The sequence below is a fragment of the Halalkalicoccus sp. CGA53 genome, assembly GCF_036429475.1.
In the GTDB taxonomy this organism is placed as follows: Archaea; Halobacteriota; Halobacteria; order Halobacteriales; family Halalkalicoccaceae; genus Natronorarus; species Natronorarus salvus.
On the sequence record NZ_CP144125.1, the window covers coordinates 2,815,210 to 2,829,153 of the forward strand.

The 13,944-nt window shown below is 68.3% G+C and carries 17 protein-coding genes; 5 read left to right on the plus strand and 12 right to left on the minus strand.

The window, feature by feature from the left end; genetic code table 11:
- The first annotated feature begins 128 nt into the window (after positions 1-128).
- The 5 genes from rpl7ae to V2L32_RS16255 all read left to right on the plus strand — a co-directional run bounded on the left by rpl7ae (position 129) and on the right by V2L32_RS16255 (position 2,429).
- Complete coding sequence (gene rpl7ae, locus V2L32_RS16235; protein WP_331233556.1) at positions 129-491, plus strand: 50S ribosomal protein L7Ae; 363 nt, start codon at positions 129-131, stop codon at positions 489-491.
- Between the two features lie 11 nt (positions 492-502).
- Positions 503-727 (plus strand): 30S ribosomal protein S28e, encoded by a 225-nt coding sequence (locus tag V2L32_RS16240; RefSeq protein ID WP_331233557.1) that lies wholly within the window; start codon positions 503-505, stop codon positions 725-727.
- The gene (locus V2L32_RS16245; RefSeq protein WP_331233558.1) at positions 727-1,143 is read left to right on the plus strand and encodes a 50S ribosomal protein L24e; all 417 of its coding nucleotides are present in this window, start codon (positions 727-729) and stop codon (positions 1,141-1,143) included. Before V2L32_RS16240 ends, V2L32_RS16245 begins: the two co-directional genes overlap by 1 nt.
- Positions 1,140-1,595, plus strand: a complete 456-nt coding sequence (gene ndk / locus V2L32_RS16250; RefSeq protein ID WP_331233559.1) for a nucleoside-diphosphate kinase — start codon at positions 1,140-1,142, stop codon at positions 1,593-1,595. The genes V2L32_RS16245 and ndk overlap by 4 nt, the downstream gene beginning before the upstream one ends.
- Before the next feature lie 72 nt (positions 1,596-1,667).
- A complete protein-coding gene (locus tag V2L32_RS16255) occupies positions 1,668-2,429 on the plus strand; it encodes an SDR family oxidoreductase (protein ID WP_331233560.1) in 762 nt (253 codons plus the stop codon).
- A 166-nt stretch (positions 2,430-2,595) separates the two neighbouring features.
- On the opposite strand, the gene V2L32_RS16260 is transcribed toward V2L32_RS16255, so the two are convergent.
- From V2L32_RS16260 to V2L32_RS16315, 12 genes are all read right to left on the minus strand, one after another.
- A complete protein-coding gene (locus tag V2L32_RS16260) occupies positions 2,596-3,060 on the minus strand; it encodes a hypothetical protein (RefSeq protein ID WP_331233561.1) in 465 nt (154 codons plus the stop codon).
- 121 nt (positions 3,061-3,181) lie between these two features.
- The gene (locus V2L32_RS16265; RefSeq protein WP_331233564.1) at positions 3,182-3,934 is read right to left on the minus strand and encodes an ABC transporter ATP-binding protein; all 753 of its coding nucleotides are present in this window, start codon (positions 3,932-3,934) and stop codon (positions 3,182-3,184) included.
- On the minus strand, positions 3,931-4,740 hold the full coding sequence (locus V2L32_RS16270) for an ABC transporter ATP-binding protein (RefSeq protein ID WP_331233565.1): 810 nt from the start codon (positions 4,738-4,740) through the stop codon (positions 3,931-3,933). The genes V2L32_RS16265 and V2L32_RS16270 overlap by 4 nt, the downstream gene beginning before the upstream one ends.
- The gene (locus V2L32_RS16275; RefSeq protein WP_331233566.1) at positions 4,737-5,849 is read right to left on the minus strand and encodes a branched-chain amino acid ABC transporter permease; all 1,113 of its coding nucleotides are present in this window, start codon (positions 5,847-5,849) and stop codon (positions 4,737-4,739) included. Before V2L32_RS16275 ends, V2L32_RS16270 begins: the two co-directional genes overlap by 4 nt.
- Positions 5,846-6,724 (minus strand): branched-chain amino acid ABC transporter permease, encoded by an 879-nt coding sequence (locus V2L32_RS16280; protein WP_331233567.1) that lies wholly within the window; start codon positions 6,722-6,724, stop codon positions 5,846-5,848. The genes V2L32_RS16275 and V2L32_RS16280 overlap by 4 nt, the downstream gene beginning before the upstream one ends.
- 50 nt (positions 6,725-6,774) lie before the next feature.
- Positions 6,775-8,112: an ABC transporter substrate-binding protein gene (locus V2L32_RS16285; protein ID WP_331233568.1), complete on the minus strand. Its 1,338-nt coding sequence runs from the start codon at positions 8,110-8,112 to the stop codon at positions 6,775-6,777.
- Between the two features lie 169 nt (positions 8,113-8,281).
- Complete coding sequence (locus V2L32_RS16290) at positions 8,282-9,349, minus strand: methionine synthase (protein ID WP_331233569.1); 1,068 nt, start codon at positions 9,347-9,349, stop codon at positions 8,282-8,284.
- Entirely contained in the window at positions 9,346-10,338 is a 993-nt protein-coding gene (locus V2L32_RS16295) for a 5-methyltetrahydropteroyltriglutamate--homocysteine methyltransferase (protein WP_331233570.1), read from the minus strand. Before V2L32_RS16295 ends, V2L32_RS16290 begins: the two co-directional genes overlap by 4 nt.
- A gap of 63 nt (positions 10,339-10,401) precedes the next feature.
- Positions 10,402-11,004 carry a HemK2/MTQ2 family protein methyltransferase gene (locus V2L32_RS16300; RefSeq protein ID WP_331233571.1) on the minus strand — a complete coding sequence of 201 codons (603 nt, stop codon included), beginning with the start codon at positions 11,002-11,004 and terminating at the stop codon, positions 10,402-10,404.
- On the minus strand, positions 11,001-12,197 hold the full coding sequence (locus tag V2L32_RS16305) for a mechanosensitive ion channel family protein (RefSeq protein ID WP_331233572.1): 1,197 nt from the start codon (positions 12,195-12,197) through the stop codon (positions 11,001-11,003). Before V2L32_RS16305 ends, V2L32_RS16300 begins: the two co-directional genes overlap by 4 nt.
- Positions 12,194-13,024, minus strand: a complete 831-nt coding sequence (locus tag V2L32_RS16310) for a 16S ribosomal RNA methyltransferase A (RefSeq protein WP_331233574.1) — start codon at positions 13,022-13,024, stop codon at positions 12,194-12,196. Before V2L32_RS16310 ends, V2L32_RS16305 begins: the two co-directional genes overlap by 4 nt.
- Positions 13,025-13,189: 165 nt before the next feature.
- Positions 13,190-13,756, minus strand: coding sequence for a DUF655 domain-containing protein (locus V2L32_RS16315; RefSeq protein WP_331233575.1), 567 nt, complete (start codon positions 13,754-13,756; stop codon positions 13,190-13,192).
- Between the last annotated feature and the right edge of the window lie 188 nt (positions 13,757-13,944).

The following is a 13,944-nucleotide window of genomic DNA, read 5'->3' on the forward strand; positions in this document are numbered from 1 at the left end:
TTGGACACGCTTTTATGCGGGGCGGCGGTACGACTCCCTACAGCCTGCGCGGGGTCATGACGCTCCTAGCCACACGGGATCGACACTGGCGGGGGATGCGAGAACCCGCGTGCAGGAGGAACCAACAAATGGCAGTATACGTTCAATTCGACGTTCCGGCTGAGCTCCAGGACGACGCCCTCGAGGCGCTCGAAGTCGCCCGCGACACGGGCGTCGTGAAGAAAGGCACCAACGAGGCGACGAAGGCGATCGAGCGAGGTAACGCACAGCTCGTCCTCATCGCGGAGGACGTCCAGCCCGAGGAGATCGTGCTCCACCTCCCCGAACTCGCCGACGAGAAGGGCATCCCCTACCTGTTCATCGAGACCCAGGACGACGTCGGGGCGGCCGCCGGCCTCGAGGTCGGCAGCGCCGCCGCGGCGATCGTCGACGCGGGCGAGGCGTCCGCGGAGGTCGAGGACATCGCCACCAAGGCCGAGGACCTTCGGTGAGGTGAGTACGGATGAGCGCTGAGGAAGGAACGAGCGGATCGACGCCCGCCGAAGTGATCGAGATCGTCGGCAAGACCGGCATGCACGGCGAGGCGATGCAGGTGAAATGTCGCATCCGGGAGGGCGAGAACAAGGGGCGGATCATCACCCGGAACGTGCTGGGGCCGGTGCGCGTCGGCGACGTGCTCCAGCTCAGGGAGACCGCCCGCGAGGCGGACTCGATCGGAGGCCAGTGATGGTCGAACAGAGAACCTGTGACTACAGCGGCAAGGAGATCGAACCCGGTACCGGGATCATGTACGTCCGGACCGACGGCACCGTGCTCCACTTCGCCGACTCGAAGGCGGAGAAGAACTACCTCCTCGGTCGCGAGGCCCGCGACCTGGAGTGGACCGAGGCGGGCAGGGGCGAGAAGGCAGGCCGAGCACGCGCCGCCGAGAAGGCCGCGGGCGAGGTCGGCGCCGCCAGCGCCACCGAGGAGCCGGAGATGCCCGACGAGCCCGAACCCGAGACCGAGGCTGAGGGCCCGGACACTGACGAGAGCGAGGAGACGGCCGAAGGAGACGAGGACGGCGTAGACGACGAGGCAGCCACGGAGTCGGAGGAACCCGAGGACGCGGAGGCGACCGACGAGGAGGAAGCCGAGGCGTGAGCGAGCGCACCTTCGTGATGGTCAAGCCCGACGGCGTTCAGCGCGGTCTGATCGGCGAGATCGTCTCCCGGTTCGAATCCCGAGGACTCAAACTCGTCGCGGGCAAGTTCATGGTCATCGACGACGACCTCGCGAGAGAGCACTACGGCGAGCACGAGGACAAACCGTTCTTCGAGGACCTCACCGAGTTCATCACCTCGGGACCGGTCTTCGCGATGGTCTGGGAGGGACAGGACGCGGTCGCCCAGGTGCGAACGATGATGGGCGAGACCGATCCTGCCGAGTCGGCACCGGGGACGATCCGGGGCGACTTCGGCCTCGACCTCGGGCGAAACGTCGTCCACGGCTCGGACACCGAGGAGGGCTCGGCCGAGCGCGAGATCGACCTCTTCTTCGAGGAGCGAGAACTCGTCGAGTACGAGCGGATCGACGAGCCCTGGCTCTACGAGTAGGTTTTCGGTCGGCCGTCCTCGGTTTCGGTTGCCGGCCCGTTTCCTTTGCCGATCGAGAACGTCGAGCGGCGTATGGCCGACATCGACAGCGTGCTCGTCGCGGGCGCGACCGGGGGGACCGGTCGGGAGATCCTCACCCAGCTCCGCAACACCGACCTGCACGTTCGGGCACAGACCCGATCGACCGAGAAGGCCGCCGACCTCGCCCGGCGTGGGGTCGACGAGGTCGCCGTGGCGGACCTGCTCGAACTTGACGACGCGAGGTCGCTCGTCGAGGGCTGTGACGCGGTGCTCTGTGCGGTCGGCACGCCGCCCGGACCGGGACACCTCGTCGGTCGTCGACTGGTCGACGGCGAGGGCGTCCGGCGGCTGATCGACGCCGCAGCGTCGGTCGGCATCGACCTGTTCGTCTACGAGAGTGCGATCGGCGTCGGCGACTCCCGGGAGGCGATGCCGGCTCCCTTCCGTGCGCTGATCCGGCGGTCGTTACGAGCGAAAGGGGAGTCCGAGGCGAGGCTCAGAGCCTCCAGACTCGATCACGTGATCGTTCGTCCGGGGAAGCTCACGGACGGCCCCGCGACCGGCGTACCGGTCGTCACCGACGGCGGCGAGACGGCCTACGGCCCGATCGCTCGCGCGGACGTCGCCCGGCTGATGGTCGGCGCGCTCTTCACCCCCGAGGCTCGCAACAGGACGTTCGAGGTCGTGAACGAGCCGTGGCTCCGCTCCGAGGTCGGCGATCGGGTCGAGATCGAGTGGGCGGTCCCCGAACGCCGGCCGGTCGGCTCGGACGCCGGGGGTGTCGGGGCAGGCCGACCGGACGGAAACGGGTAGCCGGGACGAGCGACTCCCTCCGTGACCGAGCGTCCTCGACGTCCCCGCCGGCGTCGAGCACGTCGTGGGAAGCGTAGGACGCGTGTCTCGGGCTGGCGGTGACCTACGAGGGCCCCGCGGAGGCCGAGATCGAGACGACGACCGCAGGCTCGGGCGGGTGATCCGATCAGACCCGGTTCCGCCAGCGTTCGGTCCCGAGCAGTTCGTCCTTCATCGCCGAACAGTGCTCTTTCGCACGCTCCTCGCCGAACTCCTCGCGCATCTCCTCGACGCACGCCTCCCAGGTACCGCCGATCCCCGCCCAGTACTCGAGGACGCTCTCTCTGTCCCAGCCCTCGGGGAGCGAGTCGAGACCGTTCACCGACTCGTCGACGACCTCCGTGAGCGCTTCGCCGTCGGTGCTCTCGGGCTCGTCCTCGAACCCCGTCGTGGAGAGCGCCGAGGCGCGGTAGACGGCCGAGCCGCCCGATTCGAGGCCGACGACGTGAGCGGGCCGGCCGTCGGATGCGGACACCTCGGCCTCGTCGTCTTCGTCCTGCGGGAACTCGAACCCCTCGGTGAGGACGGCGGCGACGACGCCCCGACCGTTCGGCGTCGCCACCACGTCGCCCTCCTCGTAGCGCGTGCCCATACGGTAGAGACCGGACGGAGCCAGGGTAACCCTTCCCCCTGAGATCGCAGGCGATACCGTTCGAGCAGGGATCGCACGAGAGATCCCTTCGAGCTGATCGCTCGAAACCGCCTCGGTTCTCTCAGCCGCCGAGGTAGAGCTCCGCGACCTCCGGGTGGTCGAGGATCTCCCTCGCGTCGCCGGCGAACTTCACCGTCCCCTGGTCGAGGACGTAGCCCCGATCCGAGATACCGAGCCCGGCGCGGGCGTTCTGCTCGATCATCAGGATCGAGGTCCCGAGCTCGTTGACGGTCCGGACGCTCTCGAAGACGTCCTCGACGACGGTCGGCGCGAGCCCCGCGGAAGGCTCGTCGATCAACAGCACGTCGGGCTCCATCACGAGCGCGCGGGCGAGCGCGAGCACCTGCCGTTGTCCCCCCGAGAGGCTCCGGGCCTTCGCGCCGCGTTTCTCCGCGAGCAGCGGGAACCGGTCGTAGAGGTCGACGATCACCTCCTCGCCGTCCTCGCGTGCGACCCCGCCGACCTGGAGGTTCTCGTGGACGGTGAGCGACCCGAAGACGTTCCTGACCTGGGGCACGTAGCCGACGCCCAGCCGGACGACCTCCTCGGGGGCGGTCCCCGAGATCTCCTCGTCCCGGAGGAGCACCCGGCCGCTCCACGGTTCGATGAGGCCGAAGACCGTCCGCAGCACGGTGCTCTTGCCGGCGCCGTTCGGGCCGATCAGGCAGACGACCTCGCCCTCGCCGAGTTCGAGCGAGAGGTCGTAGAGCACCTGCAGGTCACCGTAGCCGCCGTCCACCTCGCGGAGTTCGAGGACCGGTTCCGTCGACGCCTCTGACCCACCCAGGTCAGTGACTCCGGCCTCGGCGGTCATCGTCTACCCCCGCCGAGGTACGCCTCGATCACGCGATCGTCGCCCCGCACCGTCTCGGGCGAGCCCTCGACGAGCACCGTCCCCCGATCGAGGACGACGATCGGATCGGCGAGCCCCATGATGAACTCCATGTCGTGTTCGATGATCAGGAACGTGATCCCCGAGTCGTTCAGCTCGCGGACGTAGGAGGCGAGTTTCGCCTCGAGGACGGGGTTGACCCCCGCGACCGGCTCGTCGAGCAACAGCACGTCGGGGTCGGCCATCATCGCGCGAGCGAGCTCGAGGAGTTTGAGCTGGCCGCCCGAGAGCTCGGTCGCGGGCTGTCTCGCGAGGTGTGCGATCTCGAAGCGTTCGAGCATCTCCTCGGCACGCCGGAGGTTCGCTCGCTCCTCGTCCTCGACGGTCCCCGGGGCGGTCAGCAGCGAGAGCACCGACTCGCCGGTCTGTCCGGCCGGCCCGATCAGCATGTTCTCCCTGACGGTCATCCCCTCGAGGCGACGTGGGGTCTGGAAGGTCCTGATCAGCCCCTCGTGGGCCACCTCGTGGGGTGCGACCCCGGTGACGTCGCGCCCGGAGAGTTCGACCGTCCCGGCGTCGGGGGTGTGGAAGCCGGAGACGAGGTCGAACAGCGTCGACTTCCCGGCCCCGTTCGGGCCGATCAGCCCCGTGATCGAGCCGCGCTCGACCGAGAACGTGGCGTCGTCGACCGCGACGAGTCCGCCGAACTCCTTCCTGAGCCCGTCGATCGAGAGCAACGGCTCCCCGCGTTCGGACCCGGATCGGTCGTCCTGCTCGGAGACGGTCATCTGTCCGCCTCCCGGGCCGCCTCCGGCCAGATGTGTTCGTGCTGGGGGGGCAACAGTCCGTCCGGCTTGTACCGGACCACGAGGATCACGAGCAGCCCGATCAGGAAGAGCCGGAGCGGAGCGATGTCGACCCCCGCGAGCAGCGGGAGCGCGTTGACCAGCCGGGTCCCCTCGAGGATCGCGATCACCGAGAGCCCGCCGAGGATCGCGCCGCGGTTGCTGCCGCTGCCCCCGAGGATCACCGCGATCCAGACGTAGAACGTCTCGATCGCCATGAGATCCGAGGGATCGAGATACCGGTTGAAGTGGACGTAGAAGACGCCGGCGATCGCCATGATCACGCTCCCGAGGACGAACGCCTGGAGCTTGAACCGGAAGGTGTCCTTGCCGAGCGCGCGAGCGAGGTCCTCGTCGGCGCGGATCGTCCGGAGGACGCGTCCCCACGGCGAGCACTGGATCCGCCGAAGCAGGAGGAAGACCAGGAGGACGAGCGTCGTGACCGCGAGGAACTCGAGGAGCGAGTTCGTGAGCCCGCGGGTGAGTTCGATCTGGGCGATCCCGAGGTTGAGACGGACCTGCGGGATCGCCTCGCCGACCCCCCTGAGGATCGGCGGGATGCCGGCGATGCCGAGACCGCCGGCGGTGAGCCAGCGCTCGTTGAGCATGACGAGCCTGATCACCTCCGCGAAACCGAGCGTCGCGATGGCGAGGTAGTCGCCCCGGAGCCGGAGCGTCGGAACCGCGATTAGGAGGGCGACGACCGCGCTCGCGACGATCGCCACGAGGAGGCCGACGATCGGGTGTAGTTCGAGCGGGATCGGCGCGCTCGGGGCGGTCACGAGCGCCGCGCTGTAGGCGCCGATCCCCCAGAACGCGACGACGCTGAAGTTCACCAGCCCGGCGTAGCCCCACTGGACGTTCAGCCCGAGCGAGAGTAGGACGTACATCCCGGCGAGGCCGAGCAGGAACAGCAGGTAGCCCCCGCTGAGCTGGCCGGAGACGAGCGCGAGGGCGACCGCCGAGACGAAGCCGATCACCAGCACCGCCGCGAAGCGTTCGCCCTGCGAGTACGAGTCGACGTGGCCGCGGACCGCGTCGACGACGCTCATGCGGACTCCTTTCCTCCCATGATACCGCTCGGTCGGAACAGCAGGATCAGGATCATGATGACGAAGGCGACGGCGGCCTTGTACTCGGTGCCGATCCCCGGCACGAGCGGGGTGAGCTCGTGAGCCATCCCGATGGCGAAGCCGCCGAGCATCGCGCCGTAGACGCTCCCGATCCCGCCGAGGATCACCGCCGCGAACAGCACGAGCAGGATGTCGAAGCCCATCTGCGGACGGACGATCGTGTCGAGTCCGAGGAAGACCCCGCCGGCGGCGGCGAGCCCGCCACCGATGACCCACATCGCGGTCGTCACGGTTCTCGTCCGGATCCCGCTCACCCGCGCGAGGTCGGGGTCGTCGGCGGTCGCGCGCATCTTCCGCCCGAGCGAGGTGTACTGCAACAACAGGTGCAGCGAGAGGACGAGCACGACCGTGCTCGCGACGATGGCGATGCTCCGGGGCGAGGCGGCGATCCCGGTCGCCTCGTGGAGTACCTCGACGCGGCCCCGTCCACCGACGTCGTAGCTCCTGGGGTCGGAGCCGAAACCGGTGATGAGCACGGCGCGGTAACAGAGCGCGACGCCGATGCTCGCGATGAGCAGCTCAAGCGGTCCGACGTCGAGCGGTTCGAAGACGACGCGCTCGGTCGCGACGCCCACCGCCGCACCGACGCCGATCCCGACGATCGCGGCGACGACGAACGGGAGTCCGAGCACCGTGTTCGCGGTGATCGCGCCGAAGGCCCCGACGGCCATCAGGTCACCGTGGGCGAAGTTGGGGAAGTTCGCGATGTTGTAGACGAGCGAGAGGCCGATCGCACCCAGGACGATGATACAGCTGAAGATGACGCCGTCGGCGACGAGCTGGAGCGCGCACACGGCTTACCTCGAGACCCTCCCGTGATCTCGCCGGTCCGATCGCGAGTCGGTCATCCCTCGAGGAACTCGCCGTAGGCGTACTCGTGGTCCTCGACGGAGTAGATCTGGTAGAAGCCGGTCGGATCGCCGTTCTCGTCGAGGTCGATCGGCCCGCTCACCCCCTGGTAGTCGACGTCGTCGGGTCCGCCGTCGGCCAGCACCTCCTTCGCCTCCTCGAAGCTGAACACCTCCTCGCCCTCGGGACGGGTCACGTCGCGGATCACCTCCTCGATCGCAGCGGCGTCGAACTCCCCCGCGGCCTCGATCGCAATCGCGCTCAGCGTGATCGCGTCGTAGGTGTACGCCGACCAGACCGTCGGGGTCTCGCCGAACTCCTCCTCGAACCGGGACTCGAACTCCTGGTAGCTCTCCTGGTCGAGCGGCGCGCTCTCGGTGACGCCCATCATCCCGTCGTGGCTGCCGGGTTCGGTGTTCTCGAGGATCGTGTCTGCGATCGTGCTCTCGGCGCCGTAGTAGCGAAACTCCTCGTGGTAGCCCTGGTCGAACGCCTCGTTGACGAAGACGATGAACTCGTCGGCGTACGTGATGAAGAGCCAGGCGTCGGCGCCGGAGTCGGCCATCTCCGAGAGCTCGCCGCTGTAGGAGGCGTCGCCCTCCTCGTGGGGCTCGTTGTAGGCGACCTCGCCGTCGAACTCCGATTCGAACACCTCCGACAGCGAGAGCCCGTAGTCGTTGTTCACCCAGGTGACGGCGACGCTATCGTGGCCCTCCTCGGCGATGAGGTCGGCGAGCGCCGCCCCCTTCGCCGCGCCGCTCGGGCTCGTCCGCAGGAGGTCCGGCGCCTCCGAAAGCACCGCCCCCGTGCTGTTCTGGCTGATCTGGACGACGTCCGCGTCCTCGACGACGCTGTCGTGGATCGCCATCGAGACGCCGCTTCCCACCGCGGCGATCAGGATCGGCACTCCCTCCTGCTGGACGAGGCGCTGGGCGGCGCTCACACCCGCCTCGTTTCGCGTCTCGGAGTCCTCGACGATCACCTCGAGTTCGCGGTCGTCGGGGCCGACGCCGGCCGCGTTCACGTCCTCCAGCGCGAGTTCGAGCCCCGCCTGGTTCCGCTCGCCGTAGGGCGCGAGCGACCCCGTAAGCGAGTCGACCATCCCGATGACGTACGCCTCCCCGTCGTCGGCGTCCGTGTCGTCCGCCTCGTCGGTGTCGTCGGTCTCTACGTCGTCGGCGCCCTCGTCGTCGGCCCCGGCCGGCTCCCCGTCGTCACCGTCATCGATGTCCTCGACGCAGCCGGCGAGGAGCAGGAATCCGGCCGTTCCCCCCGTTCCCGCGAGCACGCGACGCCGGGAGACGCGCGGCCCGTTCGTGGTGTGGTCTGTCATACCGTGGGCGGCAGTACTCGGAGGGGATATATATTTCTATACGTGCGGTCGACACCGGTTCCGACGGACGTGGTCGGTTTCCCGATGGGTTTCCGAGTTCGTCGGGATCGTTAGTTACCCGAGTCGACCGGAGCGAAACGACCGCATCGGACGGACGAGATCGCCCCTCTCAGTCCGCGCTCGCGGGCCGGAGACGCGTGTCGAGTTCGCCCGCGTCGATCTCGGCCTCGATCTCACGGGCCGCATCGACCATGTTCTTCGTCTTCCCGTAGGCGACGTTCCTCGGCAGGAGCTTCAGCCCGCAGTCCGGGCTCACCGTCAGCCGGTCGGCCGGGACGATCTCGAGGCCCCTCTTGATGTTCTCCTTGATCTCGGGGACCGACTCGACGCGCGCGTCGTGGGCGTCGGTGACGCCGAGCGCGAGGTTCGCGGTGAACTCGGGTTCGCGGAAGACGTCGAGCTGGTCGTAGTCGCCGTTTGCGAGTTCGAGGTCGAACTCGTCGACCGGATAGTCGAGGATCTCGGGATAGATCCGCGAGTAGTCGCCGTAACAGACGTGAAGTCCGAGGTAGACGTCGTCGGGAATCCCCTTCGCGATCCGCTCCAGACAGCCGCCGACGATGGCGTGGTCGTCGGGCGTCGTCGCGAGCGCGGGTTCGTCGATCTGGATGTAGCGCGCACCCGCCTCGACGAGCTTCTCGATCTCCTCGTTCACCAGATCCGCGAGGTCGTACGCGAGCGCCTCCGTGTCCTCGTACGCCTCGTTGAAACTCCAGTTCGCGAGCGTGTACGGCCCCGTGATCGGCACCTTCACCGGCCGCTCCGTCACGCCCGCGGTGAACTCGTACTCGTCGACCAGCCACGTCTCTCCGTACCGGACCTCGCTCACGACGCTCGGCTTGTCGAAGTAGTTGTGCCCCCAGACCTTGACGGGGCCGTTGAACTGGTAGCCGTCGATCCGGTGGGCGAAGTACTCGACCATCTCCGTCCTCCGCATCTCCCCGTCGACGACGACGTCGAGGCCCGCCCGCTCGTGCTCGTTCGCGATCAGCCGGGAGGCGTCGTCGGTCGCCTCCGCCCAGTCCTCGTCGTCGAAGCCGTGGTCGGGGTCCTCGTAGAGCTCTCGCACCCGGTTGAGCCACGTCGGCTTCGGGTAGCTCCCCACCACGGTCGTGAGGACGAACGTCTCGTTCTCGTGGTCCTCGCGCCTGAACTGTTCTCTGGCCTGCTGACTCATGCGTTCACCTCCGTCGTCCGCTCGGTCGCCGCGGCTGCGAGCGTCGCCAGTTTCTCCTCGTACCTGTTCTCGGGCAGGTAGAACAGCTCCGTGTTCGAGCTGAGGGTGATCCGGTCGAACTCCTGAGCCGGGAGCCGGTCGGTGATCCACTCGACCCGGTCGCGCACCGTCTCGGGGCTCTCGACGAGCGTGTTCTGTCCGTCGACCAGCCCCAGCGCGATCGAATCCTTCGTCCCGTACTCCTGTACGTTGTAGAGGTTGTCGTCGACCTCGCTCACGAAGTCGTAGCCGATGGCGTCGACGTCGGCGTCGAGCAGGTGGGCGTGGACCTTCTCGGTGAGCGCTCCCCAGTAGGTGTGGACGACGACGTCGGCGTCGGTCGCCCCGGCGACGAGATCGATCGCCTCGCTCGCACGTTCGTCCTCGCCGTCTCCCGGTGGATCGACGACCAGCGACGGCTCGAGCAGGGTGAGCGTCTCGTGGTCGGGAAAGCGGTCGATCTCTCCCGCGAGGAACTCGGCGACCGCCTCGAGGAACTCCCCCTCGCCGTAGTGTTCGTCGGTCGCGAGATCGGCGAGCGAGTACGGTCCCGGGAGCACCGCCGAAAGCGAATCGGTGTGTTCGGCGGCGGCCGCGAGTTCGGCGGCGACGTCGCCGCTCTCGACGAGCGGGCCCTCGACGACCGGGTCGCGGTAGAAGTTGTTGTTGTCGTAGTAGCGGACGATACCTCCGGTATCGACGTTCTCGTGGACGGTCAGCGGGTGGGCGAGCATGTCGTCCCACCGCGCCTGGCCCTCCACGACGAGGTCGATACCGGCCTGATCGCCGATCAGTTCCTCGCGAACCTCCTCGTAGACGGCCTCGATCGCCTCGTCCTCGTCGCCGTCGATGAGGTCGTGTTTCTGGTGGCCCTTCAGCGATGAGAGTCGCTCTTTCGCCCAGTCCGGGAGCGGGTAGAGCCCCGGCGTGCTCGATACGAGTTCTGGCATCTCATCGCCGCTACGCCATGCGACTCTTTAATATTTCCCATATCGTCCTATGCCCGAGAGTTATCAATCGTGCGCCGTTCGCGAGCGACGTGAGAGCGAGAGCACGGTGAGCGTCTCGAACGGGTAGGACTCGTCGCGGAGCGATTCGGCGGCGAGACCGGCCTCGCGGGCGAGGTCGAGCACCGCCTCGTAGCCCGTGAGGCTGCTCACGAGCACGAACGCGCGCCCGCCGGGTGCGAGCACCCGGCCGACCGCCCGGAGGAAGGGTTCGATCACCGCCCGGCCGGACTCCCCGCCCGAGAGCGCACGCTCCATCCAGTCGTCCCACTCGTTCTCGGGATCGGTCGGGAGGTACGGCGGGTTGAACAGCACCGCGTCGAAGCTCTCGTCGGAGAAGGGGCCGAGCAAGTCCCCACGGACGGCCTCGAGGTCCTCGCCCCTCGCGCGTCGACAGGCGTGGGGGTTCACGTCCGACGCGACCACGCGAGCACCGCTGACCGCGGCGACGTGCGTCCCGACGTAGCCCGACCCGGTCCCGCAGTCGAGGACCCGGTCGTCCGAACCGATCCGCCCCGCGGCGGTCTCCGCGAGCAGGTGCGAGTCCTCGGCGGGTTCGTACACCTCGGTCTCCATCCCCCGGCGCTCCGCGAGGTCGCGTCCGGTCATCCGTCCCCGCCGTCGGTCTGTGGCGGCCGCTCGGCCTCCTCGTCGGGGTTCGATCGGTCGGTGACCACCTCGCCGACCCGGATCGACTCGCCGTTCGCCAGTCTGAGCCCGCCGCTCTCCTCGCGCCCGGTGAGCTCGCGCTGTGGGTACGGGATCTTGATCCCCTCGCGGGCGAACGCGGCGTTGATCTCCTTTATCATCCCCTCCTTCGCGCGCCAGCGCCGTCTAGTGCTCGGTTTGTCGATCCAGACCCTAGCGTGGAAGTCGATCGAGGAGTCGCCGAAGCCGGTGACGACGACCCGCGGGGCGGGCACGTCGAGGGCGATGTCCACCCGTTCGATCGCCGCCTTCAGCGTCTTCGAGACGTGATCCAGGTCGGCCTCGTAGTCCACGCCTACCGGGACGCCGATCCGGAGCCTCCCTTCCCTCGTTCGGTTGATGATCTCCTGCGAGCTGATCACGTTGTTCGGCAGGACGACGTGCTCGCCGTCGAACGTCCGGAGCCGCGTGCTCACCATCGTGATGTCCGTGACCGTCCCCTCGGTGATCCCCTCGGTGCCGCCTTCGACCTCGATCCAGTCGCCGACCTCGAACGGCCGGGAGAACATCAGGACGAAGCCGGCGAGCACCGCCGCGAGCGTCTGCTGGGCGGCCATCCCGACGATCACGCCGAGGACGCCCGCCCCGATCAGCAGCCCGCTCAGGTCGACGTTCCACACCCCGAGGACGACGACGATCGCGACGACGTACGTCGTGATCTGTGAGACGCGGTAGGTGACCTCCGTCTGGTGGTCGCTGATCGCCTCCTGCTCGGCGAAGATGTCGGTGATCAGCCGGTGGAACGAGCGGACGAGGACGAACGTCCCGGCGAGGATCAGGAAGGTGAGGACGAGCTGGCTGATCGCCTCGCGGCCGATCCCGGCGGTCGTGAACACCGACTCGACCGCCCGGGCCTGTCCCCAGACCCCGAGTGAGATCGCCCCCGCCAGGACGAACGCCGCCGGGACCACCGCCGAGATCGCCAGATCGACCAGGACGTTGTGGACGTCGTCGTCGATCCAGCGTCTGAGCCGGGTCGAGAGCCAGCCGACCAGCGAAACGGCCAGCACCAACGCGAGCGTCACCGCCACCCGTCCGGCCGTCGTCGTCACCGTCTCCGAGAGCGAGTCGAGGACCGCAGCGAGTTCGCTCACGCCCCCTCGACCTCCAGCGCGCGTTCGGCGAGCGCCGCGAACGTCGCGGGGGCGAGTTCGCCTGGACGCCGTCCGAGCAGGTCCGCCTCGGTGGCGTCGACGAGCCGCTCCGGATCGGAGAGCCCGGAGATGTGCGCGGTGTTCCGGATCGCGTTCCGGAGCGTCTTGCGTCGCTGGGTAAAGAGCGCCTTCACGAACCGCAGGAAGAAGGCGTCGTCACGCACCTCGTACTCGGGATCGCGGGGGGTCGTCCGCACGACCGCGCTCTCGACCGCCGGCTGCGGCGAGAACGCCTCCCGTGGCACCGTCTCGACGATCTCACACGTCGCGTAGTGTCCCGCGGAGACCGAGAGTCGACCGTACTCCTCGGTACCGGGCTCGGCGACCATCCGCTCTGCGAACTCGCGCTGGACCATCACGACCAGCGGACGCTCTCGCGGGAGCAGCCGGAAGAGGATCGGGCTCGAGATCCCATAGGGCAGGTTCGAGATCGAGAGGGTGTACTCGGGGAAGTCGACCGAGAGGGCGTCGCCGGCGAGGAGGGCGAGTCTCCCCTCGTCGATCCCGGTGGCGAACTCCCGGCCGAGGAACTCGACGAGCGCCGGGTCGCGCTCGACCGCGGTGACGCGTTCGGAGACCGCGAGCAGCCGATCCGTGAGCGCGCCGGTGCCCGCACCGACCTCGAGGACGTGATCCGTCTCCATCCCGGCCTCGGTCGCGTAGCCGGGGAGCCGGTCGAGTACGCGGTCGTCGACCAGGAAGTGCTGGTCCCTGTTCGGGTCGCCGCGGACCCCCGCCCGCGCCAGTAACCCGTCCGGATCTCTCATCTCACGGCCGTAGACGACCGCTCTGTGTAAACCTTCTCGTTGGGCCCGCGCGTTCTCGCGCCCTGTCATACGGACTGCTATCCGTCCGTACCGGTCGAACTGGTGCCCGCCTCTCGGTCCGAGCGGTACACAGCTACGGCGGTCCGTATCAGGTCGCGGTCGGTGCTATCCCCGCCGGGCGAACAGCCGGTACTTCACCTCCTCTTCCCTGATCTCCTCCATGATCCGCTCCTCGATCACCTCTCTCGGATCGTGGAGTCCGGAGACCCGCTCGTGGATCTCCTCGAAGGTCGAGAACGGCGTCCGCTTTCGCTCGTCGAGGATCGCGTTTCGGAGCTTCTCGCCGATCCCGGGGAGCAGGTCGAGCTGGTGGAGTCGGAGCGTGATCGGACCCGCCTCGTTGTAGAACTCGACGAACCGCGACTCCTCCTCGTCGAGCAGGTCCGAGACGACGTACTCCAGCTCCGAGCGAGCCCCCCCGCTCAGCTCGTCGTAGCCGACCTCCGAGAAGCGCTCTATCCCCTCCTCGGGCGGGTCGATGCTCACCCAGTCGGCGATGGAGATGTCGGCGTCGTCGGCGAGGGCGAACTCGTAGAGGCGGAACTCGGCGGTCCCGAGCGCGAACGCCAGCGGCGACTTCTGGTACCGGGGGCGGTCGTCGTCGGCCCGGCCGTGGGGGAGGAGATCGAGGACGATCGCCTCCGCCGTCCCCTCGGTGTCGGCGTCACTCATTCTCTCACGATACGTCCAGCGACCACTTAAAGCGTTGGCCGTCGCGGGGACGATATCGACGGATACGACGAGCGAAGGCGCGTCCGTTCGCCGACTCATAGGGACCGTCGTAGGGACTCAGCGTTCCTCGACCGAGAATCGAATGACACCGGTGATCTGTACGCCCGAGAGACACGGTAGGCTGCGAT

What these genes read in the sequence shown, in the direction of transcription:
- V2L32_RS16315 (WP_331233575.1), bottom strand. Translation starts at nt 13,756, where the DNA reads ATGAGTGACGCCGACACCGAGGGGACGGCGGAGGCGATCGTCCTCGAT.
- V2L32_RS16245 (WP_331233558.1), top strand. Translation starts at nt 727, where the DNA reads ATGGTCGAACAGAGAACCTGTGACTACAGCGGCAAGGAGATCGAACCC.
- V2L32_RS16310 (WP_331233574.1), bottom strand. Translation starts at nt 13,024, where the DNA reads ATGAGAGATCCGGACGGGTTACTGGCGCGGGCGGGGGTCCGCGGCGAC.
- V2L32_RS16300 (WP_331233571.1), bottom strand. Translation starts at nt 11,004, where the DNA reads ATGACCGGACGCGACCTCGCGGAGCGCCGGGGGATGGAGACCGAGGTG.
- rpl7ae (WP_331233556.1), top strand. Translation starts at nt 129, where the DNA reads ATGGCAGTATACGTTCAATTCGACGTTCCGGCTGAGCTCCAGGACGAC.
- V2L32_RS16260 (WP_331233561.1), bottom strand. Translation starts at nt 3,060, where the DNA reads ATGGGCACGCGCTACGAGGAGGGCGACGTGGTGGCGACGCCGAACGGT.
- V2L32_RS16255 (WP_331233560.1), top strand. Translation starts at nt 1,668, where the DNA reads ATGGCCGACATCGACAGCGTGCTCGTCGCGGGCGCGACCGGGGGGACC.
- V2L32_RS16295 (WP_331233570.1), bottom strand. Translation starts at nt 10,338, where the DNA reads ATGCCAGAACTCGTATCGAGCACGCCGGGGCTCTACCCGCTCCCGGAC.
- V2L32_RS16275 (WP_331233566.1), bottom strand. Translation starts at nt 5,849, where the DNA reads ATGAGCGTCGTCGACGCGGTCCGCGGCCACGTCGACTCGTACTCGCAG.
- V2L32_RS16290 (WP_331233569.1), bottom strand. Translation starts at nt 9,349, where the DNA reads ATGAGTCAGCAGGCCAGAGAACAGTTCAGGCGCGAGGACCACGAGAAC.
- V2L32_RS16265 (WP_331233564.1), bottom strand. Translation starts at nt 3,934, where the DNA reads ATGACCGCCGAGGCCGGAGTCACTGACCTGGGTGGGTCAGAGGCGTCG.
- V2L32_RS16240 (WP_331233557.1), top strand. Translation starts at nt 503, where the DNA reads ATGAGCGCTGAGGAAGGAACGAGCGGATCGACGCCCGCCGAAGTGATC.
- V2L32_RS16270 (WP_331233565.1), bottom strand. Translation starts at nt 4,740, where the DNA reads ATGACCGTCTCCGAGCAGGACGACCGATCCGGGTCCGAACGCGGGGAG.
- V2L32_RS16285 (WP_331233568.1), bottom strand. Translation starts at nt 8,112, where the DNA reads ATGACAGACCACACCACGAACGGGCCGCGCGTCTCCCGGCGTCGCGTG.